The following is a 25,257-nucleotide window of genomic DNA, read 5'->3' as shown; positions in this document are numbered from 1 at the left end:
GGCGGACTAAATGGTGGGTTCGGCGACGAGGGCGAAGGTGCCGAGCACCAGCCCCGTGGCAATGGCGAGCCCCGCACAGATCGCCATCAGGCGCGGTGCCTTTGAGGCGCCGTTGCGGGACAGGAACAGGCACGCGATCGCGACGACGAAGGCGATGACGGTCAGCGCGGTGAGCGTGGTCTTCATGCGCTGGCCCTTGCGAAGATCAAAGTGAAGGCGGCAATCATTATGCCGAGCATGGCCAGCATCAGCGCGGCCAGACGGATCGCATAGTTCGCCTCGCGCCCATCGGCGATCCCAAGTGGACGGCGGGCAAGCGCGGGACGCGCGAGCAGCACCAGCCCGATCGCGCCGATCAGCGCGCCGACGCCTGCCTGAATGGCCAGAGCGCGGGTCATCGTAGATTCTCGATCACGGTGCCGCGCTTGGCGGGGCGGTCGATGATGCGGGTGCGGTACACGATCCGGCTGCCGCGCGCGCCGACGCCCAGAAACATGATGCCGACGAAATAGCCGAAATCATACCAGCCGCCATTATTGGGAACGGCGTAGAGCGCGACGTCGGGCAGGAACAGCGACAGCCCCCAGGCGACGGGGAAGATGAAGCCGTGCCACACGCCCCAGAAGAAACCGGGGGCAGCGGGTTCGACCCCCGATGCGACCTGCGACGCGCACGCGGAAAGCGTCGCGGCCAACGCCACGACGACACCGATGCGAGAGGCAGCCGCGACACGCATGACTTACGCTGCCTGTCCCGTCGCCTCGGTCAGAACCGAGGCGGCAAGGACGCGGATCTCGTCGGCGCTGATCGATTCCGGACGCTTGAGTGCGCGCGTCGCCAGCGTTGCGAGTTCGTCCGCGGTCAGCGTCGGGCCTGCCTCGACCAGCGGATCGGTGCCGCTCGCCGCGATGAAGGGGCCTTCGATTACTGACATGCCAAACACTCGTCGTAATCGGTGCTTTCGCCCAGATCGAACTTGGCGAGTTCGGACGTGTTGTCGGCTTCCACACCGCCTGCAAAGCCTGCGCGCTGCACCGATTTTGAGCGCAGATAATAGAGCGATTTGATGCCCAGTTCCCACGCGCGGAAATGGAGCATCAGCAAGTCCCATTTGTCGACATCGGCGGGGATAAACAGGTTCAGCGACTGTGCCTGATCGATGAACGGCGCGCGATCGCCCGCCAACTCCAGCAGCCAGCGCTGGTCGAGTTCGAACGACGTCTTGAACACGTCCTTTTCTTCCTGGCTCAGGAAGTCGAGATGCTGGACGCTGCCGCCCTTTTCCAGAATCGTGTTCCAGACATTGTCCGAATTCTTGGACTTTTCGTTGAGCAGCTTTTCCAGATACGGGTTCTTGACCGACCACGAACCCGACAGCGTCTTGTGCGTGTAGATGTTGGCCGGGATCGGTTCGATGCACGCCGACGTGCCGCCACAGATGATCGAGATCGACGCGGTGGGCGCGATCGCCATCTTGCAGCTGAACCGCTCCATCACGCCCATTTCGGCCGCGTCGGGGCAAGGCCCGCGCTCGACCGCCAGCGCCATCGACGCTTCGTTCGCCTGACCGCTGATGTGTTTGAACATGCGCAGGTTCCACGACTTGGCCATCGCGCCTTCCATCGGCAGGCCGCGCGCCTGGAGGAAGCTGTGGAAGCCCATGACGCCCAGCCCGACCGAGCGTTCACGTTCCGCCGAATAGCGCGCGCGGGCCATCTCATCCGGCGCGCGCTCGATATAGTCGGTCAGCACATTGTCGAGGAAGCGCATCACGTCCTCGATAAAGCGCTTGTCGCCGTTCCATTCGTCCCAGGTTTCCAGGTTGAGCGATGACAGGCAGCAGACCGCGGTGCGATCATTGCCCAGATGGTCGCGGCCCGTCGGGAGCGTGATTTCCGAGCACAGGTTGGAGGTCGAAACCTTCAGCCCCAGATCGCGGTGATGCTTGGGCATCGTCGAGTTCACATGGTCGCTGAACACGATGTACGGCTCGCCGGTGGCGAGGCGGGTTTCGACCAGTTTCTGGAACAGCGCCCGCGCATCGACCTTGCCGCGTTCCGACCCGTCCTTGGGCGAACGCAGCGTCCATTCGCCGCCGGCGCGGACGCATTCCATGAATTCGTCGGGTATGAGGACGCCGTGGTGGAGGTTGAGTGCCTTGCGGTTGAAGTCGCCCGATGGTTTGCGGATTTCGAGAAATTCCTCGATTTCCGGGTGGCTGACGTCGAGATAGCAGGCGGCCGAGCCGCGACGCAGCGAGCCCTGGCTGATCGCGAGCGTCAGCGAATCCATGACGCGGACGAACGGGATGATGCCGCTGGTCTTGCCGTTGAGGCCGACCGGCTCGCCGATGCCGCGCACCGCGCCCCAATAGGTGCCGATGCCGCCGCCGCGCGAGGCGAGCCAGACATTCTCGTTCCAGGTCTCGACGATGCCCTCAAGGCTATCGGGAACCGAATTGAGGTAGCAGGAAATCGGCAGGCCGCGTCCCGTGCCGCCGTTCGACAGCACCGGCGTCGCGGGCATGAACCACAGTTTCGAGATGTAATCGTACAGGCGCTGGGCGTGCTCGCCGTCATCGGCATAGGCCGACGCCACACGCACGAACAGATCCTGAAACGATTCGCCGGGCAGCAGATAGCGGTCCTTCAGCGTATCCTTGCCGAATTCGGTCAGCAGCGCATCGCGGCTGTGATCGACCTCGACCGGATAGGGCGACGGCGTCACCGACTTGCTGTCGACGGTACGAACATTGCCTTCGCGCTTGGGCGCACGGGCATTGTGGGTGGTGTCCGCTTCTGCGGTTTGGGTGGCGGTATCGTTCACGCGATCATCCTGCGTTTCCCTGAAATCCATGACTGGCCCCCGTTCTCAATTCGTTCGACTCGGGGACAAGCCCCAGTGATAGCATTCCGACCGGGGCGGAGGCCACAGAACAAATCAGGTCCGCAGCCGTCGAAAGGGCGCAAGGCAGGCCACCAAGCGATATGGTATCGCGTGGCTGGCATACCAGTGCTAGCGCTTGTCCCCCGTCGTGACCACTAGAGATTGTGCCCAAACGGCTTTCGACGCAACCCCGTAAATCTTTCGTTCATCAGACGGTTCGTCGATGAAATGGCTCGCTTTGCCGTCTCGCCCATGGGGGCAAAGGGCCGCGACGCGCGGTCGAATGGGGGTTCCCAAAAACGCAAGCGAACAGGAATCGAACGCAAAATTTATTTGGGTGGATGAGTCCCGAATGCACCAGCGACCACAACCGCTTGTGTTGCGGGTATCCGCGCGCCTAGCCTTGGGAGGATTACGGGGGAGACGGGAATGATCTGGCACTGGTTGGCGGCCCTGGCGGCGGCAAATGGTCCTTCATCGGGCGAACCGCCGGTGGTGCAGGCGCGCAGCGTCGCAGTGGAAGAGCGGTCGGTTGCCGACTTGCAGGCGATGATGACTCGTGGCGAGGCGTCGAGCGAGGCAATCACCGCTGCCTATCTGGCGCGGATCGAATCAATGGACCGCAACGGACCGAGCCTGCGCGCGATAATCGCGGTCGAGCCCGGGGCGATGGCCGAAGCGCGCGCGATGGACGCTGAACGTCGCGCCGGGCGCGTTCGCGGGCCGCTGCACGGCGTACCGGTGGTGGTGAAGGACAATATCGAAACCCGCGGTGGTCTGCCGACGACGGCGGGGAGTTTGGCGCTGTCAGCGAACGTCACCCGCCGCGACGCACCGGTGGTGGCGCGGCTGCGGGCGGCGGGTGCGGTGATCCTGGGCAAGACCAATCTCAGCGAATGGGCCAATATCCGCTCGACGCAATCGATGAGCGGATGGAGCGCGGTCGGCGGGCTGGTAAAGAATCCCTATGCCTTCGATCGATCGGCGTGCGGATCATCGTCGGGGACGGGGGCTGCGATCGCGGCGAGCTTTGCTGCGGTCGGCGTCGGGACCGAGACCGACGGATCGATCACCTGTCCCGCCGCGATTAATGGGCTGGTCGGATTGAAGCCGACCGTGGGCCTGATCAGCCGCACGCACATCGTGCCGATCAGCCACAGCCAGGACATTGCCGGACCGATGGGGCGCAGCGTCGCCGATGTCGCGGCACTGTTTTCCGCGATGATCGGAAGCGATCCTGCGGATGCGGCGACCAAGAACGCCGATCGCCACCAGCGCGACTATGCGACCGGGCTATCGACCGCGTCGCTCAAGGGCGTGCGGATTGCGGTCCTGCGCCCCGAGATGTCGGACGAGATCGAGGCGCGCTACGACAACGCGCTTGCCGTGTTGAAGGCGCAAGGTGCGGTGCTTGTTGACGCGAAAATGCCCGCCTTGCCCGGATTGGGCGATGCCGAATTCGCGGTGCTGCTGACCGAATTGAAGACCGACCTCAACACCTATCTCGCGACGACGCCAGCTTCGGTGAAGACGCGTACGCTGGGCGATGTGATGGCTTTCAACATGCGTGAAGCCCCGCGCGAGATGCCTTATTTCGGGCAGGAAATCTTTGCGATGGCGCAAGACACCAAGGGGTTGGACGATCCGGCATACAAAACGGCACTGGCCAAGGCGCGGCGACAGGCGGGGCCGGAGGGGATCGACGCGATCCTGAAGACCGCGAACGCGTCATTTTATGTCGCGCCGTCCAACGGTCCGGCCTGGCTCAGCGACCCGGTGCATGGCGACAATTTCGGAGGGCCGAGCGCCAGCCGATTGGCGGCGGTATCGGGCTATCCGCACCTGACCGTGCCGATGGGACTGGTCGACGGGCTGCCGGTCGGGATTTCGTTCATTGGCCCCGCGCATAGCGACGGGTTGCTGCTGCGCGCAGGGCATGTGTTCGAACGCGCGGGCATGTTGCGCCAGCCACCGCGCTATCTGCCGAGCGTGGAGGCGGGCGCGGGGTTGGAAGGGGTGCGCTAATACTTCCCCAACCCGTTCGTTTCGAGCGAAGTCGAGAAACGCTTGCGCGCGCCATGACCACGTTTCTCGACTTCGCTCGAAACGAACGGGGAGAAGGTCGTTAAAGCAGCGCAGCCGCTTCCCGGTTCGCCCGCCGCGCGAAGGACCATTGCCATGCGGTGACAATGGGCACGATGACCAGTTCGATCGTCAGGCCGCCGAGATGGCCGAACGACGGCATCCCCACAACGCCCGCACTGTAAGCGCGTGACAGGCCACCAACGACGACGATCAGCGCCAACAGCCGCAGCCTTGGCCCCTTTTGCTCGATCCCGCGCATGCAACTCAGAAAGCCGATCGCGATGGCGAGCAGCAGGCCCGAGAGGTAACGAAAATGGCTGTCGAGATCGGTCGCGACATCTCCGTCGGCCATCAGCCATCCCGGTCCATCGAGGATCGACGTGATCGAGGCCGAAAGCGAGACGGTGCAGGTCGCGGCGATCACGGCTTGGAGCAACCGGCGTTCGACCGACAGTGTCACTTGCGGTCGCGCTCCAGCAATTCGGCGCGGACATGGATCGCTTTCAGCGACATCTGAACCTCGATCAGGAACAGGATCAGGCCGATCGTCAGCACCAGCATCGACAGGATGAACGCGACCGCGACGATCCGGCCGATCGACAGGTCGGTCAGCGTGCCGACGAACAACAGGGCGACGACCATGCAGATCGCCACCGCGCTCATCACGCACAGCGCCAGCGCCGCGTTGATGACCGAGATCCGCCGGTCGAGCAGTCTGAGCTCCCAGACATGGCGGTCATGTTCCGGTCCCGTCGAGCTGGGATGCAGTTTTTCCAGCGTGCGCGCCCGATCGATGATTCGCGCCAGCCGTCCGGCCAGCACGTTCAGGATCGCACCGATCCCCGCCAGCAGGAACACGGGCGCGATCGCGGACTGGATCGTCGCGGCGACGGTGGAGATGCCGGGGGAAAATTCCATCATGCAACTATGGCGCTTGGGCATCGTGCGCTGCAAGCGGCTTGATGCGCACCATGCCGGTCGGCTCGCGATTTCCACCGGTTGGTAACGCATTGCGGGGTAGAGGCGTCGGGTGATGAACGCACCCATCGTCGTCGGCGACCACGCCACCCTCGCATCCCGACATGCGGTGCTGTCCTGCGAAGGGCTGTCCAGCGCGATCGACGCGGTGGCCGAATGCGGTGTGCCGACGCACCGGTTCCTGCGCCATGCGTGGTTCGCCGCCGCGCTCCAGGCCTATGGCGGCCGTGCGCGGACCTGGGTGGTCGAACGCGCGGGCGTGCCTGTCATCGCCTTGCCTGTCGTGACGGTCGGGCCGCAGTCCCTAGGCATGGTGCAGGTCGCGGGCAGCTATTGGCCGTTTCGCAGCTTTCCGGTGGCGGGGGACGCCGATCCGGCATCGTTCGACGCGCTGCTGGACGCGGCGGGACGCGATGTGCGGGTCGTGCGGATGGGTCCGGTCTATGACGACGACCCTGCGCTGGCGGGGCTTCGCGCTGCCGCCGAACGGCACGGGTGGCGCGCCCTGCCGCGCTTCGTCGCCGAAAGCTTCCTGCTCGACATGGAGGCGTTGCGTGCCGAGGGCACATGGCCCCGCAATTCGACGCTGCGCAAGAACCGCTTTCACGAAAAGCATCTGGGCGAACACGGCGCGCTCGATTGGCGCTTCGTACAGGGCAAGGCATGGGACGAGCCGGCGTTCGAAGCACTTTCGGACATCGAACACGGTAGCTGGATCGGCGACCGCACCGATGGCAGCGATGCCAAATTCGCCAGCGACGCGCATGGCCGCTTCTGGCGGCTGGCGTCGATCGATCCGGTCATCGCCGACGCGATGTGGGCAGCGGTGCTACGCGTCGACGGCAAGCCCGCCGCATTCTCGTTCGATTTGAACGCAGGCGTCCTCAAATACGCCATCGCCAACAGCTACCTTCCCGCGTTCGGAAAGCATTCTCCGGGGAAACTTCTCTATTACCGCAATCTGGTTCGCGCGATCGAAGACGGCATCACCCGCGTCGATTGGGGCGCGGGCGACAGCGGTTACAAACGCACGATCGGGGCGGAAGACGGCCCGGCAATTCGCGACTGGTTGTTCGTGCGGCCGGGAATTACGGCCTATGTGGCGTCGGTGATTGGATGGGCGTGGTCGCGCAGCGGGAATGGTGCCGCTCGGTAGCAATGTTAGTAGGGTTGTCGTTCGAACGATCCGTGCTTCTGCGAAAGCAGGAGTCCTGGCTTGCTCGCGAACCTCTGGCGGCCAGCGCTCCTGCTTGCGCAGTAGCACTGGGAAGGCTTTTGGGCGCGTCAGGCTCGTGGGCGCGTCAGGCTCGAAAAAGATCAGACCCGCACGTAGCGGAAATACCAGACCTCGTGCCCCTTGCGCCGCGCCTTGCGTTCGTACCGCGTCTGGGGCCAGTCGTCGGGGCGGGTCAGAAAATCCTGCGCGCCGCCCGCCTGCCATTCGAAATCGCGGCGCTGGTCCATCACCATCATCGACCAGCGGCAATAGGTGGGGTCGTCGGTGCCCAGCCGGAACTCGCAGCCCGGTTTCAGCTTGGCGGCGATCAGATCCATCGGACCATGATTCATCATCCGGCGCTTTGCATGCCGCGCCTTGGGCCAGGGATCGGGGTGGAGCAGATAGACGCGGCTGAGGCTCGCATCGGGAAAGCGTTCGAGCACTTCCAGCGCGTCGCCCATATGGATGCGGACATTGGTCAGGTCGCGGTCGCGGACATGGGTCAGTGCGCCGACCACGCCGTTGATGAATGGTTCGCAGCCGATGAAGCCGTGGTCGGGACGCGCCTCGGCTTGCCCTGCGAGATGCTCGCCGCTGCCAAAACCGATTTCGAATTCCAGTGGACGGTCGTCTCCGAACAGCAGCGTCGCGTCGATCGAGCCGGTCTCCGGCACTTCGAGTTGCGGCAGCAGTTCCTCGACCAGCGCTGCCTGACCGGTGCGCAGTTTATGGCCTTGTCGTCGTCCATAGAGGCGGCGGATGGTGGTCGGATCGTTCATGATGGCGCGCGCTCTAGCGCGCCGTGTCGCCTACGTCACCTGTCGCGCGATTCGTTGGCGGGCGGAAGGATGCGGCCTTGTACGATCGGCCATACACGCGCCGCAGGCCGTTGCGTCGCGACCATCAATGGCGTTTGCATGTAGAGCGAGGAAAAGACGTGCAGTTCGGTCGGGACCGGGTCCATGATATGATTGAAGAATGCACCGACCGGCTTGCGTCCTTGCGGATCGACAGGCGGTGTGCGCGGAAGCTCGATGCAGCTTCTGGTGAAGGCGCGCGACGCGGCGCTGCCGTCGGGTGCGACGGTGACGCGGTAATGGCCTCCAAAGGGCAATTTCTCTGCGGTGGTCTGCGGCGTTAGTAGATAAACGTCGATCGGCGCATCGGCGGTCGCGGGCGGGATGACGACGCTGTTGAAGCTTTTGGGCGCGCAAGGCTTTGCCCCTTCGCGGACGATATAAGCGATGGCGCGGGCGCGTGCGTCGATCATCCGCCGCTGGGTGGCATCGAGCGTGCGGTCGTCGCCACTCACGAGTAATCGTTCCTCGATCAGCTTGCCGCGTTCGAACCGCGCGACATAGACGGCTTGCGGATTGGCGGCGTCCTTGTCGTAAAAGGTCAGCCGCGGGGATGCCGCGGGGCCGTCGACGATATAACCGGCGACGCGGCTTGATAACCGGCGACGCGGCTTGCGGGATCCTTCACCTGTTTCAGAAACGCATCGGTCCCGATCCAGGCGGCGCGATCATAAGCAAACATCAACTGTCCGCGCGCCTGCGCGGCGGCGACCAGCGGTGCTTCCTGTGCGGTCTGTGCGCGTGCTGCGACCGGGGTGGCGAGCAGGGCCACGCCCGCGATCATGGCAAGGCGCATCGGCAATCTCCCAACGACGATCCGAACAGCGTCGCACGGGGTTATGACACGCACAAGTCGTTGATCGCCATCGATTTCACGCGCGACGCAGGCGATCACTGACCATCGTAAAATTGCAGCGGACCTTTGTGCCCCGCGAACGGTTGCGCCTTGGACATCATCTTCAGGAGGGCATCATGGCCGACGACGCATTCAAGACGACCAAGGGCAATGGCGGCGAAACGCATCAGCAGGCGAGCGGAGACGCACCGGTGCTGACGACCAATCACGGCGTCCCGATCAGCGACAATCAGAACAGCCTGAAATCGGGCGCGCGGGGGCCGACGCTGCTCGAAGACTTCGTGCTGCGCGAAAAAATCTTTCACTTCGATCACGAGCGCATTCCCGAACGCATCGTCCATGCCCGCGGATCGGGCGCGCACGGCGTGTTCGAAGCGACCGACGATATTTCGGACCTAAGCCGCGCGGCGGTGTTCAAGAAGGGTGAGAAGACCGAGGTGTTCGTGCGCTTCTCGACGGTCGCGGGCGGTGCCGGATCGGTTGATACGCCGCGCGACGTTCGCGGGTTTGCGGTCAAATTCTATACCAAGGAAGGTAATTGGGATCTGGTCGGGAACAACATCCCCGTCTTCTTCATCCAGGATGCGATCAAGTTCCCCGACCTGGTCCATTCGGTAAAGATGGAGGCCGACCGCGCCTATCCGCAGGCGGGTAGCGCGCACGACACTTTCTGGGATTGGGCCAGCCTGATGCCGGAGACGACCCACATGCTGATGTGGGCGATGTCGGATCGCACGCTGCCGCGTTCGTTGCGGATGATGGAGGGGTTCGGCGTCCATACGTTCAAACTGGTGAACGAGAAGGGCAAGGCGAGTTTCGTCAAATTCCACTGGAAACCGGTGCTCGGCATCCAATCGACGATCTGGGACGAGGCGCTGAAATTGCAGGCCGCCGACAACGACTATCACCGCCGCGATCTGTTCGAGGCGATCGACGGCGGCGACTTTCCGGAATGGGAACTGGGCATTCAGGTGTTCGACGAAGCGTTCGCCGAGGCTCAGCCCTATGACGTGCTCGACGCGACCAAGCTGATCCCCGAAGACGATATCCCCGTGCGGATCATCGGCAAGATGACGCTCAACCGCAATGTCGACAATTTCTTTGCGGAAACCGAACAGGTCGCGTTCCTGCCGTCGAACATCGTGCCCGGCATCGATTTTTCGAACGATCCGCTGCTTCAGGGACGGCTGTTCAGCTATCTCGACACGCAGAAGTCGCGGCTGGGAACGACCAATTTCCACCAGATCCCGGTCAATGCGCCCAAATGCCCGATGCACAATTTCCAGCGTGACGGGATGATGCAGACGATGGTGCCCAAGGGGAGGGCGAACTATGAACCCAACAGCCTGGCCGAGCATGGCGAAGAGGGTGGCCCGCGTGAGAGTGCGGCCAAGGGCTTCGTGACCGTCGATGCCGCGACCGGATCGGACGAGAGCGGCGAAAAGCTGCGCGTGCGTGCCGAACTGTTCGCCGATCATTACAGCCAGGCTCGGCTGTTCTGGAAATCGCAGGATGGGCACGAAAAGGCGCACATCGCGTCGTCCTTCGTGTTCGAACTGTCGAAGGTCGGGCTTGAACAGGTCCGCCCACGTGTCGTCGCCAATTTGCGCAACGTCGATGAGGAACTGGCGAAGCGCGTCGCGGATGGCCTCGGCATCGATTTGCCCGCCAAGGCCAAGGCGGCGCGCGAGCCGGTGGACATGAAGCCGAGCGACGCGCTGTCGATCCACAAGAACATGAAGGCGACGCTGGAGGGCCGCAAGGTCGGCATTCTGATCGCCGATGGTTCCGACGGTGCGGAGATCGACACGGTAAAGGCCGCCGTCGAAAAGGCGGGCGGCACGGTGATGATCGTCGCGCCCAAGGTCGGCGGCGCGAAGCTGGCTGACGGAAAGATGCGCGCAGCCGACGGGCAATTGGCGGGCACGCCCAGCCAGATTTTCGACGCGGTGGCGATTATCCTGTCGGCGGACGGTGCCAAGGCGCTGACCAAGGAAGGCGCGGCGGTGCAGTTCGCGATGGACGCCTTCGGGCATCTGAAGGCGATTGGTGCCAATGACGGCGCGCAGGCGCTGCTCGACAAGGCAGGTGTCGAGCCGGATGCGGGCGTCACCGATCTGGGTGGCTTCGTCGAGGCGGCGAAACATCGCTTCTACGATCGCGAGCCTGGCGTGCGCATGCTCGCGTGACGAAAAAGACCAGGGCGGAAAAGGCGGCGCGCGATACCAGGCGCGCCGCCACGCGTGTGGAAAAAGCCGATATCGCCATCGGTCATGCGGCTGCACGCTACAAGGATCACCCGTCGGTCAGAGCGCTGGGTGCCGTCAGCGAGATTGCCGATCAACCGCCGCTGATCGCGCTTTCGATGGCGACATTGGGTGTGGGGCTGGTGCGCGACGATGCGCGGCTGGCGCGAACGGGTGCGCGGATGCTCGCGAGCCATCTGGTCGCGACCGCGATCAAGACGCTGATCAAACAGCGCGTCGATCGTGCGCGACCCGGACTGTTCACCACGCATCACCAACATCGGATCACCCCGGGCGACACCGACGATGGGCCGATGAACAGCTTTCCCTCCGGCCACACCGCGGGCGCCCTCGCGGTGACCCAGGCGATAGCGCGCGAATATCCGGCGACAGTGGTGCCCGGTGCGACCGCGTCCGCCGCGATTGCGGTTACGCGCCCGATGGTCGGCGCGCATTTCCCGATCGACATCGTCGTGGGCGCAGCGATCGGGGTGACGTCCGAATGGATCGTTGCTCGTGCGTTCGAAAAGGCAGGGATCGATGGCAAGCCATGACATCATCGCTCGCCTGACCGCCGAAATGGCGGCGGCAGCGGAAGCGCAGGATTTCGAACGTGCGGCGGCGCTCCGCAACGAAATCGCGGTGCGACGGCAAGCGGCGGGTGGCGACGCCGCCGACGCCGATTTCGCCGGACTGAAACGCCAGCAGCCCGGTGCCATGGGCATCGGATCGGAACGCCCCAAGCGTGATGCGCCGGAAGGGTGGAAGCCACCGAAGAAGCCCGATCCGATGACGACGGGGCGTAGCCGGCGGCGGTGAAGGCACGGTTCGGTGCGCTCAAAAGGCGGGAGCGTTTCCTGGACAAGTTGACAAGGTTTACACGTTCGCACGTTTTGTGCGTGGGCCGTTTGCATCGACGACGAGCCGCCGTAAAAGAACGACGCGGGCCTTCGCGACAGGTCGATCGGCCACCGGAGTTTGTGGGCGCACATCCGGGATTGTAGATCAGTTCGAATCCTACATTTCCAGCGGAATGACAGGTTCTGGGTGGTTAGCTGCCAGTTCGCTTACGGGAGGGCGAGTTGTGAAAGCTGACATTCGTGGCGTTAGCGCCCTTCCCGAGAAAAATCGAGTTTCGGGAAGCTCGCATTGTCTGAGATTTGGCAAAAAATGAGGATGCGGTGCCGGTCACAGCGGCGCAAGCGGGCTTCAACCCGCGTCTCGAGGCCAAGCTTGTAGCGCAGTTATGGCAATTGCCCGCAAGGATGCCCTGCCGATCCCGTCGCGCGCGAGAACCGACAAACCTTGCATCATAGTTATTACTAACCCGGCCAAAGCATGCGCGTCCGTAGTTCCCGGCAGAACCCCGGCAGAAACATCGCGAGCGATGCGATGGCGGAGCCGTTCCATGAAGAAGCTGCGGATGTCCGCCACTGCGCGCTGCACGTCGGAGGAAGCGGCCGAACCGCTGGCCGTGGCGCTGGCGAGAAGACACCCTTTCGGCGTCGTCTCGCCAGTGTAGCCAACGACAGCGCCTTCCAGCATGTCACGCGCCGCATCGCGCGCAGTCGGCGCAGCGTCGATCGCATCCGCCATCGCGTCGCGATTGCCAGCATAGAGTTGCATCGCCTCCAGAAACAGGCGCCTCTTGTCGCCGAAGGCACCATAGAGGCTGGGCGTGCTGATCCCCATTGCCGCAGTGAGGTCGATGATCGAGGTCGTCTCATAGCCGTGCCGCCAGAAAACCAGCATCGCCTGTTCGAGCGCCAGATGGCGGTTGAAAGATAGAGGGCGGCCTGTCTTACCTGCTCGAGAGGCAGAAGGTTGGCCTATTTTCATAGCAGTCACTCTGAAAGTCATTGACGGTCGAGCTGCAACGTAGCATGGGTTCTATATCGAACGCTACGAAAGGCCGTATTCATGCCCCTGACCGCCTTCCGTTCATTGGGCCGTTCCGGCTTGATCGTAAGCCCGCTAGCGTTGGGGACGATGACCTTCGGCCCCGGTGAATGGGGATCGGACGAAGCGACCTCGCGGGCGGTGTTCGACGCCTACCGCGCATCCGGGGGCAATTTCATCGACACGGCCGACATCTATTCGGACGGAGAGAGCGAGACGCTGGTCGGCAAGTTCATCGCCGATAGAAGAGAGCGCGACGACCTCGTGCTGGCGACCAAGTTCGCCTTCAACGGGTCGTCGAGCCCCTTGACCGCGACCCACGCCGGCAGAGGCAACCCGAACGCGGGTGGGGCCGGAGCAAAAAACATTCACCGTGCGCTCGATGCCTCGCTCAGGCGGCTGCGGACCGACTATATCGACTTGTATTGGATGCATATCTGGGACGGCGTTACTCCGATCGAGGAAATTGTTCAGACGCTCGGCGACCTCGTGCGTATCGGCAAGATCCGCTACTATGGTCTGTCCGACATGCCGGCGTGGCTGGCGATGAAGGCGGCCACGATTGCAGCTGAGCGCCGTTTGCCTGGTCCGATCGCCCTGCAGGTCGAGTATTCGCTGGTAGCACGAGACGTGGAAGCCGAGCATTTCCCGGCGGCTCGCGAAGGCGGGATGAGCATCATGCCGTGGAGTCCGCTGGCTGGCGGCTTCCTGTCAGGCAAGTACCAACGTGGAGACGTGGCCGGCAAGGGTCGGCTCAGCGGCGCAAATCCGTTCGGCGACAGCAAGTTCACTGACCGAAATTGGGCGATCCTAGAAGCGGTCGAACAGGTGGCAAAGGAGCTTGGCCGGCCGGTGGCGCAGGTGGCACTTGCCTGGACGCTGAAGCGAAGGGGCGTCGGATCGACGCTGGTAGGCGCGAGCAAGGTATCGCAACTCGACAACAACATCGCCGCAACGGACATTCAGTTCGAAGACGCGCAACTTGCACGTCTGAATGAGGCAAGTACGCCGCAAATGGGATTCACCACTGGGCTCACCTCACCGATGATCCGCCGCATGATCTATGGTGGGCACGAGGTCGTTGGCTGGGGCGATTGACGCAGGTTATCGGCTTGGCTGTTCGCTCTGCTGCCTATTTCCGATTGCTCGGTGCCAAAATTGCCGATCGCAGTTGGGGAAAACCGAAGCGATCACGTGTTACGAATGACCGCATATGGGCTCGCAGACCGCCGAGCCAAGCGGCCGCTATGGGTCGTAAGCGGTCCGAGGGACTCCAGAACAAGTCCGGGTGGCAAGTCTATGTTTCGCGCGCACGAAAAAGGCCTGCGCTCCGGCGGTTTTGGAACCGGGAGCGCAGGCCGTTTTGTTTCGGCCGGATGCGTGAGGCTTACGCCGCCAGCGCAGCCTTAAGATCATCCACCAGATCGGTCTTTTCCCAAGGGAAGAAATCGCCGTCCGCCTTGCGACCGAAATGGCCATAGGCGGCGGTGCGGGCGTAGATCGGCTTGTTGAGGCCGAGGTGCAGGCGGATGCCGCGTGGGGTCAGGCCGCCCAGCTTTTCGATGCGGGCGATCGCTTCCTCGATCTTGTCGTCGCCGACGGTGCCGGTGCCGTGGGTGTCGACATAGAGCGACAGCGGCTTCGACACGCCGATGGCATAGGCGAGCTGGATCGTGCAGCGCTGGGCCAGGCCCGCCGCGACGATGTTCTTCGCCAGATAGCGGGTGATGTACGCCGCCGAGCGATCGACCTTGGTCGGGTCCTTGCCGCTGAACGCGCCGCCGCCGTGAGGGGCTGCACCGCCGTAAGTGTCGACGATGATCTTGCGCCCGGTCAGCCCGGCGTCGCCGTCCGGTCCACCGATCACGAAGCTGCCCGTCGGGTTGATGTGATACTCGGTTTCGTCCGACAGCAATTCGACCGGAATCACCTTGGCGACGACCGCCTTCACATAGGCTTTCAGCTCGGCTTCCTGCTCGCCCTGGTCGTATCCTTCGGCATGCTGGGTCGAGACGACGATGGCGGTGCAGGCGACGGCCTTGCTGCCTTCGTAACGCAACGTCACCTGGCTCTTGGCGTCGGGTTCGAGGAAGGGGGCCGCGCCCGAATGGCGGTCGGTGGCCATCGTTTGCAGGATCTTGTGGCTGTAATCGAGCGTCGCGGGCATCAGGTCGGGGGTGTCGTTGGCGGCATAGCCGAACATGATCCCCTGATCGCCCGCACCTTCGTCCTTGTTACCCGATGCGTCCACGCCCTGCGCGATGTGCGCGGATTGCCCATGAAGGTTGTTTTCAAAGCGCAGCGTCTGCCAGTGAAAGCCGTCCTGCTCGTACCCGATGCGCTTTACCGTATCGCGAACCGTCTGTTCGACGCGGTCGAGAATGCCGGGCGCCCATTCGTTGTTTTCGTAAATGCCCTTGCCGCGGATTTCACCGGCCAGAACCACAAGCTGCGTGGTGGTCAGCGTTTCGCACGCGACGCGCGCTTCGGGATCGATGCCCAGGAATAGATCGACGATCGCGTCCGAAATCTGGTCGGAAACCTTGTCCGGATGACCTTCGGAAACCGATTCGGACGTAAAGAGATAATTGGAACGCATGTGTTTTCCTTTGTGGGACAGCAGGAAAGCCGGGCCGTTGCCATGCCTGATATAAAGCTTTCCTTATATGGCGTCCCTAGCGCCTTGCGCGGCGGAACGCAAATGCGATTGCGATCAGCAGGAGTGCCGACAGGATCACCATCCAGTTGCCGACACGCGCGAAGAAAGTGGGTTCGCGGGGCGCGGGCAGGGGGACTTCGATCGCGCCCTCGACACCGCCGGGGATGGTCGCAATCAGCTCGCCCTTTGCGCCGATCACCGCCGAGATGCCAGTGGGGGTGGAGCGCAGGATCGGCAGCCCCTCCTCAATCGCGCGCATCCGCGCCTGCGACAGATGCTGGGGCGGGCCGGTATAGCCGAACCAGGCGTCGTTCGACGGGTTGAACAGGAATTGCGGGCGCTGTGTGTCGTTCACGACCTGGCCCGAAAAGATGATCTCGTAGCAAATCTGCATCCCCGCCAGCCCGATGCCGGGGATCGACAGGTTCGATGGGCCGGGGCTGGGGAGGAAATCGATGTCGCCCATGACGAGCCGCGACAGGCCGAGCGGCTGGAGGATTGACCGCATCGGCAGATATTCGCCGTACGGCACCAGATGCGCCTTGTCATAGCGGCCCGCCAGTTCGCCCGAGGGTGCAATCGCGAACACGGAATTGCCCGCGCCCGCGAGTTCACCGTCGGCACCGAAGATCAGCGCGGTGCCACCAACCAGCGCGATGTCCCGCTCCCCCAGCCGCGCGGCGATGCGCGCGCGGGTGACGGCGGGGGAGACGCCTTCATACCATTCGAACGGGTAATCGTCCTCTAGGTAGAAATTCACCGTCCCTTCGGGCCAGGCGAGGATGCGGGGATAGGGGGCGGGGCCGCCGCTGAGGCTCAGCAGCTTCTGGAAGACGGCTTCCTTGTAGCCGTCGGTGCCGACGAATTCCTGGCCGATATTGGGCTGGACAATGCGAACGCGCGGATGATCGGTGGCGTAATCCGGCTGCGCGCCGGGCTGAAGGAAGAGCGAGGCGATGACCGGGACCGCAACGATCGCGCCCAATCGCCAGCGAAGCCCCGCCGCCAGCAACAGCCCCGCGCCGCTCGCCAGCACGACCAGGCCGGAAAGTGCATAGGTGCCGATGAAACTCGCGATCTGCGCGACGCCGGGGGCAAGCCAGACCATGCCCAGCGGATTCCAACTATACCCCGTGAACATCGTCGCGCGCAGCCATTCGGTGACGATCCACGCGCTTGCGAACACCAGCACATAGCGTTCGTCGGGCGGGCCTCCCGTCACGCGGCCCCAGCGCCAGGCGAGCCCCGCAGCGGCGGCCGGATAGACCGCAAGGTACAGAGCAAGCAGGACGACCGCGCCATAGCCAAGCTCCGGCGGCATTTCCTGCTGATAGTCGAAGGCGTGCTGAATCCAGCTATTGCCCAGCGTGAAATGCGCGACGCCGAACAACCAGCCGATCAGCAGCGCGCGTTTGAAGCTGGGTGCGTCATGGACCAGCCACAGCAACACCGCGACCGCGACCAGCGTGACCGGCCACCAGTCGGTCGGCGCGAATCCCAGCGCGGAGGCGAAGCCCGAGGCGATGGCGAGCAGCGGAGCAGTCCAGGATCGACGCATGGCTGGCGCTATCGCCGGGAAGCGGGCGCGAGGCAAGGCTTGGCGCGCGGGAGCCGACGCCCTACCTAAGCGTATTAGTCGCTTAATCCACCCAGGAGCCCGTCATGGCCGAGCCGATCAGTGTCGATATTCCCCACAAATTGGGCCGCGAAGGCGCGCGCGCGCGGATCTCGGGCGGGGTGGGCAAGATCGCCGACCTGATCCCCGGCGGCGCGCTGACCGACAATCGCTGGGAAGGCGACACGCTGTACTTCACGATCGAAGGCATGGGCCAGCGCGTGGCGAGCCGGCTGGATGTGGCCGAAGATGTGGTGAAGGCGACGGTGGACCTGCCGCCGTTCCTGGCGATGTTCGCGAACAAGATACGCGAGAAGCTGGCGGATAATGGGACCAAGTTGCTGAAATAGATTTCGGGTCAGTCACCAATCCCCGTTTGTTTCGAGCGAAGTCGAGAAACGCTTGGGACAACTCCTGCAACACGTTTCTCGACTGCGCTCGAAACAAACGGGATGGGGTGTTTCAGAGGGCGGGGAACTCGAACCACCGCCCCGCATTCTTGCCTTGCGCAGTGACAGGAGTGAACCATGACCGGCTGGGCCGCCAAGGCTGCGATCTGGTTGATCGGTATTTCGTTGATCGGGCTGAGTACCGGCTATGTGCTGGGCGGCTTTGCCGTCGGGCGCGACACGCACCGTGTTTATTACGGATACCACATGCCCGATGCCGGCACGGCGGAAGCGTCTGCGACACTGGTCGCCGAGCGTGATCGGCTTGCGTCGGTTGCGACCGATGCCGCGCTTCGCTGAATTCTCCCTCAATCGCTGAATTGACACGGACCGTCCCGCGGCCCTAGGGGCGCGATCAGATGGTTCTCCCTTTACGGGGAGCGAAGAGGGAAGCCGGTGCGATACCGGCGCTGTGCCCGCAACTGTAAGCCAGGAGCTTACGGCCACTTAGTCACTGGTGCCCAAACACCGGGAAGACGGCCGCAAAGCGACGATCGGTGAGCCAGGAGACCTGCCATCGCGTCGTTCACCCGTGGCCGGGTTCAGCCATTTGGGGACGGAGCGTTCGCGCATCCTTCGAAACGACAGTCATGGCCGCAGTCGCACCGGGCAACCGGTGGGCCGAGCATCGTCGTTGCTGCCCCGCCGTCTCGACCGCGGACGGGGCGAAGGAAGTCACAAGTGAAGCATATTTCCCTGTTCGCGCTGCCCGTCGCGGCGCTGTTCCCCTCCATCGCATCCGCCCAACCCGTTAGCGAAGGCTGGCGCGATGACCAGACCGTGACCGTCACCGCCGCGCGCACCGCGCGCGACACCGACGAAACCCCGCAATCGGTCAGCGTGCTGGAAGCCATCGAGACGCGCCAGTCGGCCACGGTCCTCGACCTATTACGTACGCTGCCCGGCCTGACCACGACCACCAGCGGTGGCCCCGGCGCGATCGGCACCGTCAATATTCGCGGTGCCGAAAGCGACCATACGCTCGTCCTGATCGACGGGGTCAAGATCAACGATCCGGCCTCCACCGGCGGCGGCTATAATTTCGGCACGCTGCTGACCGGCAATATCGAGCGGATCGAGGTGGTGCGCGGGCCGCGTTCGGTGCTCTACGGCAGCCAGGCGATTGGCGGTGTCGTCAATCTCATCACTCGCGCGCCGCAACCGGGTGACGGCGTGGTCATCAACGCGCGTGCGGAAGCGGGCGGGCGCGAAACCTATAACGCGGTCGGCAATGTCGCCGCCTCGGTCGGGCCAGTTGCGGTGAGCCTGGGCGGCGGCTGGTACAGGACCGACGGCTTCTCCGCGTTCAGCGAAGACCGTGGTGGCATCGAGCGCGACGGGTACGAACAATGGCACGCCAATGGCCGTGTCGCGGTCGCGCTGGGCGAGAATGCGGGGATCGACCTGCGCGGATCGATTGCCGATGGTCGCACCGATATCGACGGATTTACGCCGAGTTTCACGTTCGGCGACACGCTCCAATATGGCGATCAGCGCGACATCACCGGCTATGCGGGCGTCAATTTTGCGTTCGGGCCGCTGAAAAACCGGCTCGGCTATGCGGTGACGCGCGTCGAGCGGACGGATTACGATCCTGAGGGCTTCCTCCCCATCACTTACGATTCCGTCGGCACCAACGAGCGGCTGGAATATCAGGGCGTGGCGACGTTCGACTGGGCGGAGGCCGTGTTCGGGGCGGAGCGCGAATGGTCGCGGTTCGATTCGGAAAGCTTCGGCACAGTGGGCAGCGGACGGGCGACGCTCGACAGCTTCTATGGCGAACTAACCGCGAAGCCGGTTGCGGGGCTCACCATGTCGGGCGGCGTGCGCCACGACGAACATAACCGCTTCGGCGGCGCGACGACGGTGTCGGCAGGCGGCGTGTTCACCCCCAATGATGGCGCGACTCGCATCCGTGCGAGTTACGGCGAGGGATTCAAGGTGCCGTCGCTCTATCAGCTCTACAGCAATGTCGGGAATGACGCGCTCCAGCCCGAAACGTCGGAAAGCTGGGAAGTCGGCATCGACCAGCGGTTCATGGATGGCGCAGTCGAGGTCGGCGCGGTCTATTTCCGGCGCGATACCGAAAACCAGATCGATTACGTGTCATGCTTCACCGCCAGCCCGCCGCCGATCTGCGACGGCGCGCCGGACCGGTTCGGCTATTACGACAATCTGCGGCTCACGCGTGCCGAAGGGGTCGAATTCACGCTGGAGCTTAAGCCCGTCGATCGCTTGTCGGTGGTCGGGCAATACAGTTTCGTCGATGCGAAGGACCGCGAAACCGGCAACGAACTCGCCCGCCGTCCGCGCCATTCGGTCAGCGCGCTGGTCGACTATGCGTGGCCATTCGGGTTGAGCACCGGCGCGACGATCACCCATATCGGCGACCGGTTCGACAATGCCGCCAATACGACGCGGGTCGATGGCTATGCGTTGGTCGATCTCCGGGCGAGTTTCCCGGTGACCGAGCGGATCGAAGTCTATGGCCGCGTCGAGAATCTGTTCGACGAACGCTATGAGGTCGTCGCGACCTATGGCACGCCGGGCCGAGCGGCGTTCGGAGGGGTGCGGATCAAGTTGTGAATAATCGCGAGCGCATCGTCCAAAGCGACTCCGTGCTCCCGCGCAGGCGGGGGCCCAGGGTCATGGGCGTTGCGCTCGCTACCTTGGGCTCCCGCCTCCGCGGGAGCATGGTGTGGGTTGGGGTGATGGCAACGATGCTAACTGCTTGCGCCCCGCAACCATCGGTCGCACCGAACGCGCCCGAACGCCCGATGCGGATCGTCAGTCTGGATTATTGTGCCGACCAATATGTGCTGAAGTTGGTCGGTCGCGACCGGATCGCCGCGGTCTCTCCCGATGCGGACCGCGACTTCAGCTATATGCGCGCCGCCGCGGTCGGTCTGCCGAGCGTGCGTCCGCGTGCGGAGGATGTGCTGGTGCTCAAGCCCGATCTCGTCATCCGATCCTATGGCGGCGGGGCGGATGCGGCAGCGATGTTTGCGCGCGCGGGCGTGCCGGTGCTCCAGATCGGCTATGCGAACGACCTTACGGCGGTGCGGCAGGTGTTGGTCGATACCGCACGCGGGCTGGACGAGGGTGCAAAGGGTGAGGTGTTGGCGGTTGAGATGGACCGCCGCCTTGCCGCGATCCCCGTATCGTCGCCGCAACGCCCGAGTGCGCTCTATGTCACGCCGGGTGGAGTCACCTCCGGCCCGGGCGGGCTGGTGGACGAGATGTTGCGGGCCGCGGGTTACGTGAATTTCGAGGGCGAGCCGGGCTGGCGCACGCTGCCGCTCGAACGGCTGGCGAAGGAAGGCCCCGATCTGATCGCGAGCGCCAGTTTCTGGAATGCTCCGCCCGATCGTTGGAGCGCCGCGCGGCATCCGATCGTCGCGCGTCACATGAAGGATCGGCCGGTCGTGGGAATCGAAGGCGCGTGGACGGCTTGCGGTGGCTGGTTCCTGGTCGATGCGGTCGAGGCGCTGGCCCAAGCGCGAACGGAGCCGAGAAGGCGATGATGCGCGGGCTCAACCTGTGGCTCTTTGCCGCCGGGCTGGTCGCGATCCTGGCGGCGTGCCTGCTGGGATCGACACCGCTGCCGCCCGGCCGGATGCTGGCTGCGGTGGTCGGGATGGGCGAGGTAGCCGACCGCGTCATCGTCTGGGAAATCCGCCTGCCGCGTGCGCTGGCCGCCTGGCTGGTCGGGATCGCATTGGGCGCGAGTGGCGCGGCGCTCCAGGGCCTGCTCCGCAATCCGCTCGCCGAACCCGGTGTTCTGGGGGTGAGCGCATCGAGTGCGCTTGCCGCCACCATCACGCTCCATTTCGGCTTCGCCGCGCTGTCGCCGTTCCTCCTGCCGCTTGCGGCGATCGGGGGTGCCTGCGCGGCGACGGCGTTGCTGGCCGCCGCCGCGATCCGGGCACAATCGATGACGACGCTGATCCTGATTGGGGTCGGGCTGTCGAGCTTTGCTGCGGCGTTGATGTCGCTGCTGATGAACCTAGCGCCCAATCCGTTCACGCTGGCCGACATGGTCAACTGGATGATGGGATCGGTCGCCAATCGGGGACTGCCCGACATCGCGCTGGGGTTGCCGTTCCTGGTCCTAGGGCTGGGGCTGCTTTATGCCACACGGCGCGGATTGTCGGCGCTGACCCTGGGGGAAGAAGCGGCAGAAGGAATCGGCCTCAACGTCCGTCGCCAGCGATTGGCGGTGGTGTTTGGCGCAGGGGTTGCGACGGGCGCATCGGTGGCGATTGCAGGCGCGATTGGGTTTGTCGGGATCGTCGCGCCGCATCTGATCCGTCCCTGCGTCGGGCATGATCCGGCGCGCAGCCTGGTTCCATCGGCCTTGTTGGCGGGACTCTTCCTGGTGTTTGCCGATATCCTCGTGCGGGTGATGCCGGGCGAGAACGAACTGAAATTGGGCGTGGTGGCGGCACTGGTCGGGGCACCTATCTTCCTGTTGATCGCGGTGCGGCGACGGGGGCTGGCATGAACCTGATCGCGCAAGGAATCAGCGTCGAGGCGGGTGGCGCCACCTTGGTCGCGGATGCCACGCTGACGGTCGCGCCGGGCGAACTGGTCGTGCTGCTCGGCCCCAATGGCGCGGGCAAGACCAGCCTTTTGCGCGCCGCGATCGGGCTGATTCCAGCGAGCGGCACTGCGACACTGGACGGCATGCCGACCGCGACGATGGCCCGCGCAATCCGCGCACGCGCATTATCCTATCTGCCGCAGGCCCGCCCGCTTGCCTGGCCCGCTCGCGTTCGCGACGTGGTCGCGCTGGGGCGGTTCGCACATGGCGTGACACTGGGCAGGCTGGCGGTGCGCGATGCGGATGCGGTCGATCGAGCGCTGACGCGATGCGACCTGAACGCACTGGCCGACCGCGCGACCGACACGCTGTCGGGGGGCGAGCTGGCGCGGGTTCATCTGGCGCGCGCGCTGGCGGCACAGGCCGCGTTGATCGTCGCCGACGAGCCGGTCGCGGCGCTCGATCCGCGGCATCAGCACCGGGTGATGGGCCTGCTCCGCGATTTCGTGCGCGGCGGCGGCGGGGCGCTGGCGGTGTTGCACGACCTGGCGCTGGCGGCGACCTATGCCGATCGGCTGGTTTGGATGAAAGACGGCCGCGTCGTCGCCGAGGGATCGGTTCGCGATACGATGACGGTGGAGCGGATCGCGCAGGTTTACGGGGTGGGCGCGCGGATCATCGATGGCGACGTGATGATCGACGGGGCGATATAGCTCAGACGGTGAAGCTCTCGCCGCAGCCGCACGCGCCCTTGGCGTTGGGGTTGGTGAAGACGAAGCCGGCGGTGAAATCATCCTCGACCCAGTCCATCGTCGATCCGATCAGATAGAGCACCGATGCACCATCGACGAAGAACGTGCCCCCGGGCGTCTCGATGCGTTCGTCCATCGGGTTGGCCTGAGTCACGTAATCGACCGAATAGGCGAGGCCCGAACAACCCCGGCGCGGCGTCGACAGCTTTACTCCGATCGCCCCTTCGGGTGCGCGCGCCATCAGGTCGGCGATCCGCGCTTCCGACGAAGGCGTCAGAATAATCGCTGCCGGACGGTTACGGGTCTGCGTTGTCGTCATCGTCTTCTCCATGTGCCCCAAAGAGGAGCCTGGGCCACGCCGCCAACACTACCCCCCCTGTGGGCATGGCGGGGTTCCTCATCCCGATCCGGTGGCGGAGCAATGCACCCAATTCGCCGCCGGATCGGACTTTTCAAAGCATTCCCAATTCCAGCTTCGCGTCGTCCGACATCTTTTGCGGATCCCAGGGCGGATCCCAGACCAAATTGACTTCCGACGCGCCGACGCCGGGCACTGCGCCGACGCGCAATTCCACCTCGGCGGGCATCGATTCGGCGACCGGGCAATGCGGGGTCGTCAGCGTCATCGTCACGATCGCGTGATTGTCGGGGCCGATTTCGACCCCGTAGATCAGGCCCAGATCATAGATGTTGACCGGGATTTCGGGGTCGTAGATTTCCTTGATCGCCGCGATTACCGCTTCGTAGAGCTCGCCGCCGGGTTCGGTGCCGTCGAGCGGTTCGGGCTTCTTGGCGAGGAAGCCTTCAAGATAGTCGCGCTTGCGCTCGAACGTCTCGCGCGCCGCATCCTCGACCCGCGCCCTGGGCGGGGCGGTAACGGCATCGACTTCCTCGACAGCGATTTTGCTCTGCTCATTCATCCGAAAATCTTTCGTACTCGTTCCAGTCCGGCGACAAGCCGGTCGATGTCATTTTCGTCGTTATACACGCCGAAGCTTGCCCGCGCGGTCGCGGAAACGCCGAGCAAGTCCATCAGCGGTTGCGCGCAGTGGTGCCCCGCGCGGATCGCGACGCGCTCCTCGTCCAATATGGTGCCGACATCGTGGGGATGAACCCCCTCCACCGCGAAGCTGACGATGCCCGCCGCATCCTCCGGTCCGAACAGGCGGATGCTGTTAAGTGAGGACAGCGCGTCACGGGTCTTCGCGACGAGCGCCGTTTCGTGCGCGTGGATGCGGTCGAGCCCGATCGTGTCGACATAATCGATTGCGGCGTGGAGCCCGAGCACACCAACGATGTGCGGCGTTCCGGCCTCGAACCGCGCAGGCGGCGGGGCGTAGGTCGTCTTTTCGAAGGTCACCCGGTCGATCATCGCGCCGCCGCCCTGTACGGGCATCGTCGCCTCCAGCAGCTCACCGCGGCCCCACAGCACGCCGATGCCGGTCGGGCCGTAAAGCTTGTGGCCGGAGAAGACGTAGAAATCGCAGTCGAGTGCCTGCACGTCGACCGCGATGCGCGGGACCGCCTGGCAGCCGTCGAGTAGCAGCTTAGCGCCAACGCCGTGCGCAAGGTCCGCGGCACGGCGGGCGTCGAGAGCCGAGCCGAGCACGTTCGACACATGCGCGAGCGCGACCAGCTTGTGCTGCGGCGTGAGCATGGCCTCCATCGCATCGAGGTCGATGCGGTGGTCGTTGGTCAGCGGCACGACGTCGACGTGCGCACCGATCCGTTCTGCCACCATCTGCCAAGGGACGATGTTGGAGTGATGCTCGAGCGCGGACAGCAGGATGCGGTCGCCGGATTTCAGGTGATGCGCAGCCCAGCCTTGCGCGATGAGATTGATCCCCTCGGTCGCGCCGCGGACGAACACGACCTCGTCGGGGGAGGGGGCTTTGAGGAAGGTCGCAACGCGGCGGCGTGCGGCTTCGTAAGCGAGCGTCATGTCGGCCGAGCGCTGATACACGCCGCGATGCACCGTGGCATAGGTCGTGTCGTAGCCGCGGGTGATCGCGTCGATGACCGACTGCGGTTTCTGCGCGGTTGCGGCGGTGTCGAGATACGCCCAGCCGTCGGGGATCGCGGGAAAGTCCGCGAGCAGGTCGAGGGGACGGGTGTCGAGCGCGACGGTCATGAATTCCTCCCCTGGAAGGGGAGGGGGACCATCCGCAGGATGGTGGTGGGGTAGCTGGCCAAAGGAACGCCGTCGCGAATGG

At 64.4% G+C, this 25,257-nt stretch carries 28 protein-coding genes and 1 riboswitch; of the genes, 12 read left to right on the top strand and 16 right to left on the bottom strand.

Annotation, left to right across the window (positions count from 1 at the left end):
* Nucleotides 1-6: 6 nt before the first annotated feature.
* Genes ENHY17A_RS03940 through ENHY17A_RS03920 form a run of 5 tightly spaced genes read right to left on the bottom strand, consistent with a single transcriptional unit; the run spans nucleotide 7 to nucleotide 2,856 of the window.
* Complete coding sequence (locus ENHY17A_RS03940) at nucleotides 7-186, bottom strand: hypothetical protein (protein ID WP_159710274.1); 180 nt, start codon at nucleotides 184-186, stop codon at nucleotides 7-9.
* On the bottom strand, nucleotides 183-398 hold the full coding sequence (locus ENHY17A_RS03935) for a hypothetical protein (protein ID WP_159710272.1): 216 nt from the start codon (nucleotides 396-398) through the stop codon (nucleotides 183-185). The genes ENHY17A_RS03940 and ENHY17A_RS03935 overlap by 4 nt, the downstream gene beginning before the upstream one ends.
* Nucleotides 395-736 carry a hypothetical protein gene (locus ENHY17A_RS03930; RefSeq protein WP_159710270.1) on the bottom strand — a complete coding sequence of 114 codons (342 nt, stop codon included), beginning with the start codon at nucleotides 734-736 and terminating at the stop codon, nucleotides 395-397. The genes ENHY17A_RS03935 and ENHY17A_RS03930 overlap by 4 nt, the downstream gene beginning before the upstream one ends.
* 3 nt (nucleotides 737-739) lie before the next feature.
* Nucleotides 740-934, bottom strand: a complete 195-nt coding sequence (locus ENHY17A_RS03925; protein WP_159710268.1) for a hypothetical protein — start codon at nucleotides 932-934, stop codon at nucleotides 740-742.
* Entirely contained in the window at nucleotides 925-2,856 is a 1,932-nt protein-coding gene (locus ENHY17A_RS03920; protein WP_159710266.1) for a ribonucleoside-diphosphate reductase subunit alpha, read from the bottom strand. Before ENHY17A_RS03920 ends, ENHY17A_RS03925 begins: the two co-directional genes overlap by 10 nt.
* Nucleotides 2,857-3,315: 459 nt before the next feature.
* On the opposite strand from ENHY17A_RS03920, the gene ENHY17A_RS03915 reads away from it, so the two are divergent.
* Nucleotides 3,316-4,911 (top strand): amidase, encoded by a 1,596-nt coding sequence (locus ENHY17A_RS03915; RefSeq protein WP_159710264.1) that lies wholly within the window; start codon nucleotides 3,316-3,318, stop codon nucleotides 4,909-4,911.
* A gap of 100 nt (nucleotides 4,912-5,011) precedes the next feature.
* Here ENHY17A_RS03915 and ENHY17A_RS03910 read toward each other — a convergent pair whose 3' ends face one another.
* Nucleotides 5,012-5,431: a DUF4345 domain-containing protein gene (locus ENHY17A_RS03910; protein WP_159710262.1), complete on the bottom strand. Its 420-nt coding sequence runs from the start codon at nucleotides 5,429-5,431 to the stop codon at nucleotides 5,012-5,014.
* Nucleotides 5,428-5,892 carry a DUF2721 domain-containing protein gene (locus tag ENHY17A_RS03905; protein WP_443018285.1) on the bottom strand — a complete coding sequence of 155 codons (465 nt, stop codon included), beginning with the start codon at nucleotides 5,890-5,892 and terminating at the stop codon, nucleotides 5,428-5,430. The genes ENHY17A_RS03910 and ENHY17A_RS03905 overlap by 4 nt, the downstream gene beginning before the upstream one ends.
* A 112-nt stretch (nucleotides 5,893-6,004) precedes the next feature.
* On the opposite strand from ENHY17A_RS03905, the gene ENHY17A_RS03900 reads away from it, so the two are divergent.
* Complete coding sequence (locus ENHY17A_RS03900) at nucleotides 6,005-7,105, top strand: GNAT family N-acetyltransferase (protein ID WP_159710260.1); 1,101 nt, start codon at nucleotides 6,005-6,007, stop codon at nucleotides 7,103-7,105.
* A gap of 161 nt (nucleotides 7,106-7,266) precedes the next feature.
* Here the strand turns inward: ENHY17A_RS03900 and trmB are convergent, their stop codons facing one another.
* The 3 genes from trmB to ENHY17A_RS03885 all read right to left on the bottom strand — a co-directional run bounded on the left by trmB (nucleotide 7,267) and on the right by ENHY17A_RS03885 (nucleotide 8,821).
* Entirely contained in the window at nucleotides 7,267-7,947 is a 681-nt protein-coding gene (gene trmB / locus ENHY17A_RS03895) for a tRNA (guanosine(46)-N7)-methyltransferase TrmB (RefSeq protein WP_159710258.1), read from the bottom strand.
* A gap of 35 nt (nucleotides 7,948-7,982) precedes the next feature.
* Entirely contained in the window at nucleotides 7,983-8,480 is a 498-nt protein-coding gene (locus ENHY17A_RS03890) for a hypothetical protein (protein ID WP_159710256.1), read from the bottom strand.
* 86 nt (nucleotides 8,481-8,566) lie between these two features.
* Entirely contained in the window at nucleotides 8,567-8,821 is a 255-nt protein-coding gene (locus ENHY17A_RS03885; RefSeq protein WP_159710254.1) for a hypothetical protein, read from the bottom strand.
* Between the two features lie 176 nt (nucleotides 8,822-8,997).
* Here ENHY17A_RS03885 and ENHY17A_RS03880 point away from each other — a divergent pair, with 176 nt between their 5' ends.
* Genes ENHY17A_RS03880 through ENHY17A_RS03870 form a run of 3 tightly spaced genes read left to right on the top strand, consistent with a single transcriptional unit; the run spans nucleotide 8,998 to nucleotide 11,946 of the window.
* Nucleotides 8,998-11,070, top strand: a complete 2,073-nt coding sequence (locus ENHY17A_RS03880) for a catalase (protein ID WP_159710252.1) — start codon at nucleotides 8,998-9,000, stop codon at nucleotides 11,068-11,070.
* Complete coding sequence (locus tag ENHY17A_RS03875) at nucleotides 11,067-11,681, top strand: phosphatase PAP2 family protein (RefSeq protein WP_159710250.1); 615 nt, start codon at nucleotides 11,067-11,069, stop codon at nucleotides 11,679-11,681. Before ENHY17A_RS03880 ends, ENHY17A_RS03875 begins: the two co-directional genes overlap by 4 nt.
* Nucleotides 11,668-11,946, top strand: coding sequence for a UvrB/UvrC motif-containing protein (locus ENHY17A_RS03870; RefSeq protein ID WP_159710248.1), 279 nt, complete (start codon nucleotides 11,668-11,670; stop codon nucleotides 11,944-11,946). The genes ENHY17A_RS03875 and ENHY17A_RS03870 overlap by 14 nt, the downstream gene beginning before the upstream one ends.
* Nucleotides 11,947-12,336: 390 nt before the next feature.
* On the opposite strand, the gene ENHY17A_RS03865 is transcribed toward ENHY17A_RS03870, so the two are convergent.
* Nucleotides 12,337-12,966: a TetR/AcrR family transcriptional regulator gene (locus ENHY17A_RS03865; protein WP_159710246.1), complete on the bottom strand. Its 630-nt coding sequence runs from the start codon at nucleotides 12,964-12,966 to the stop codon at nucleotides 12,337-12,339.
* A gap of 81 nt (nucleotides 12,967-13,047) precedes the next feature.
* On the opposite strand from ENHY17A_RS03865, the gene ENHY17A_RS03860 reads away from it, so the two are divergent.
* A complete protein-coding gene (locus ENHY17A_RS03860) occupies nucleotides 13,048-14,124 on the top strand; it encodes an aldo/keto reductase (protein ID WP_159710244.1) in 1,077 nt (358 codons plus the stop codon).
* 289 nt (nucleotides 14,125-14,413) lie between these two features.
* On the opposite strand, the gene metK is transcribed toward ENHY17A_RS03860, so the two are convergent.
* Together metK and lnt are read right to left on the bottom strand one after the other, a co-directional pair.
* Nucleotides 14,414-15,625: a methionine adenosyltransferase gene (metK, locus tag ENHY17A_RS03855; RefSeq protein WP_159710242.1), complete on the bottom strand. Its 1,212-nt coding sequence runs from the start codon at nucleotides 15,623-15,625 to the stop codon at nucleotides 14,414-14,416.
* Between the two features lie 76 nt (nucleotides 15,626-15,701).
* Nucleotides 15,702-17,243, bottom strand: coding sequence for an apolipoprotein N-acyltransferase (gene lnt / locus ENHY17A_RS03850; protein WP_159710240.1), 1,542 nt, complete (start codon nucleotides 17,241-17,243; stop codon nucleotides 15,702-15,704).
* A 104-nt stretch (nucleotides 17,244-17,347) separates the two neighbouring features.
* Between lnt and ENHY17A_RS03845 the strand changes: the two genes are divergently transcribed.
* The 6 genes from ENHY17A_RS03845 (at nucleotide 17,348) to ENHY17A_RS03820 (ending at nucleotide 23,005) form a co-directional block, all read left to right on the top strand.
* Nucleotides 17,348-17,650 carry a polyhydroxyalkanoic acid system family protein gene (locus ENHY17A_RS03845; protein WP_159710238.1) on the top strand — a complete coding sequence of 101 codons (303 nt, stop codon included), beginning with the start codon at nucleotides 17,348-17,350 and terminating at the stop codon, nucleotides 17,648-17,650.
* Between the two features lie 177 nt (nucleotides 17,651-17,827).
* Nucleotides 17,828-18,049, top strand: a complete 222-nt coding sequence (locus tag ENHY17A_RS03840) for a hypothetical protein (protein ID WP_159710236.1) — start codon at nucleotides 17,828-17,830, stop codon at nucleotides 18,047-18,049.
* 43 nt (nucleotides 18,050-18,092) lie between these two features.
* Nucleotides 18,093-18,282: riboswitch (cobalamin riboswitch) on the top strand.
* 148 nt (nucleotides 18,283-18,430) lie between these two features.
* Complete coding sequence (locus tag ENHY17A_RS03835; RefSeq protein WP_159710234.1) at nucleotides 18,431-20,335, top strand: TonB-dependent receptor plug domain-containing protein; 1,905 nt, start codon at nucleotides 18,431-18,433, stop codon at nucleotides 20,333-20,335.
* A gap of 125 nt (nucleotides 20,336-20,460) precedes the next feature.
* Nucleotides 20,461-21,273: an ABC transporter substrate-binding protein gene (locus ENHY17A_RS03830; RefSeq protein WP_236547735.1), complete on the top strand. Its 813-nt coding sequence runs from the start codon at nucleotides 20,461-20,463 to the stop codon at nucleotides 21,271-21,273.
* On the top strand, nucleotides 21,270-22,253 hold the full coding sequence (locus ENHY17A_RS03825; protein ID WP_159710230.1) for a FecCD family ABC transporter permease: 984 nt from the start codon (nucleotides 21,270-21,272) through the stop codon (nucleotides 22,251-22,253). The genes ENHY17A_RS03830 and ENHY17A_RS03825 overlap by 4 nt, the downstream gene beginning before the upstream one ends.
* Nucleotides 22,250-23,005 carry an ABC transporter ATP-binding protein gene (locus ENHY17A_RS03820; RefSeq protein WP_159710228.1) on the top strand — a complete coding sequence of 252 codons (756 nt, stop codon included), beginning with the start codon at nucleotides 22,250-22,252 and terminating at the stop codon, nucleotides 23,003-23,005. The genes ENHY17A_RS03825 and ENHY17A_RS03820 overlap by 4 nt, the downstream gene beginning before the upstream one ends.
* A 1-nt stretch (nucleotide 23,006) precedes the next feature.
* Here ENHY17A_RS03820 and ENHY17A_RS03815 read toward each other — a convergent pair whose 3' ends face one another.
* The 3 genes from ENHY17A_RS03815 to ENHY17A_RS03805 all read right to left on the bottom strand — a co-directional run bounded on the left by ENHY17A_RS03815 (nucleotide 23,007) and on the right by ENHY17A_RS03805 (nucleotide 25,175).
* The gene (locus ENHY17A_RS03815) at nucleotides 23,007-23,363 is read right to left on the bottom strand and encodes a HesB/IscA family protein (RefSeq protein WP_159710226.1); all 357 of its coding nucleotides are present in this window, start codon (nucleotides 23,361-23,363) and stop codon (nucleotides 23,007-23,009) included.
* Nucleotides 23,364-23,496: 133 nt separating this feature from the next.
* Nucleotides 23,497-23,964 (bottom strand): SUF system Fe-S cluster assembly protein, encoded by a 468-nt coding sequence (locus ENHY17A_RS03810; RefSeq protein WP_159710224.1) that lies wholly within the window; start codon nucleotides 23,962-23,964, stop codon nucleotides 23,497-23,499.
* Nucleotides 23,961-25,175: a cysteine desulfurase gene (locus tag ENHY17A_RS03805; RefSeq protein ID WP_159710222.1), complete on the bottom strand. Its 1,215-nt coding sequence runs from the start codon at nucleotides 25,173-25,175 to the stop codon at nucleotides 23,961-23,963. Before ENHY17A_RS03805 ends, ENHY17A_RS03810 begins: the two co-directional genes overlap by 4 nt.
* Nucleotides 25,176-25,257 lie beyond the last annotated feature (82 nt).

Origin of the sequence: Sphingomonas sp. AX6, from assembly GCF_902506605.1 — a bacterium.
Taxonomy (GTDB): Bacteria; Pseudomonadota; Alphaproteobacteria; order Sphingomonadales; family Sphingomonadaceae; genus Sphingomonas.
This window is presented reverse-complemented; position numbering and strand designations above follow the sequence as displayed.